Genomic DNA, 1,145 nt, shown 5'->3' on the forward strand with positions numbered 1-1,145 from the left:
TAGCGCATTCCTATTTAGAAGTCATCACCCGTGAAAGGATACACCCATGAGCACCCGCAAGCCTGCGACCATTGCTGTACGCACTGGTATCGAATCAGACAGCCAATACCACGCTGTTGTTCCACCAATCTACCTTTCAACCAACTATGGTTTCCCTGCTTTTGGTGAAGTCCCTAAATACGATTACACGCGTTCAGGTAACCCAAACCGTGGTTTGCTAGAGAGTGCGTTATCAGAGTTAGAGTCTGGCAAAGGCGCAGTGGTGACTAACTGCGGTACTTCCGCACTTAACTTGTGGGTATCGGCTTTTCTTGGGCCAGATGATCTGATTGTTGCACCGCATGATTGCTATGGTGGCACATACCGTTTGTTCAATACACGAGCTAACAAAGGCGACTTCAAAGTGCAGTTCGTTGATCAATCGGATGAGCAAGCTCTAGAGGCTGCACTAGCGAAAAAGCCAAAGCTTATTTTGTTAGAAACTCCATCGAACCCTTTGGTTCGTGTGGTTGATATTGCAGCGGTATGCGAAAAAGCCAAACAAGTGGGCGCTTTGGTTGCGGTAGACAATACCTTTTTGACTCCGGTGTACCAAAAGCCTTTGGATCTCGGTGCTGATTTTGTTATCCACTCAACCACAAAATACATTAATGGTCACTCGGACGTGATTGGTGGTGTGGTGATCACCAAAACAGAAGCGCACGCAGAAGAACTTGCATGGTGGGGAAACTGTATTGGCGCCACGGGTACGCCTTTCGATAGTTACATGACGTTGCGTGGGATCCGCACTTTAGGCGCCCGTATGCGAGTGCACGAAGAAAGCTCTCAACACGTACTCAACTACCTACAACAGCAGGCTTTGGTCGCGAAGATTTACCATCCGAGCTTGCCAGATCATCCTGGTCACGAAATCGCGAAAAAGCAGCAGTCGGGTTTTGGTTCTATGTTGAGCTTTGAATTTGCAGGCTCATTTGAGCAACTTAAAGTGTTTGTCAAAGAGCTCGATCTGTTTTCTCTTGCAGAGTCGCTTGGTGGCGTGGAGAGTTTGATTTGTCACCCCGCATCTATGACGCATCGAGCCATGGGGGAAGAGGCGTTAGCTGAAGCAGGCGTGTCGCATCAGCTGCTTCGTCTGTCTGTAGGTT

1 protein-coding gene is annotated in these 1,145 nt (G+C 48.6%); it reads left to right on the forward strand.

All coding sequences use genetic code 11. The features are described from left to right. Window positions 1-46 precede the first annotated feature (46 nt). A partial coding sequence (locus R7O12_RS26135) for an O-succinylhomoserine (thiol)-lyase (protein ID WP_318126969.1) occupies window positions 47-1,145 on the forward strand: 1,099 nt, incomplete at its 3' end.

The sequence above is a fragment of the Vibrio sp. Vb1574 genome (assembly GCF_033338675.1).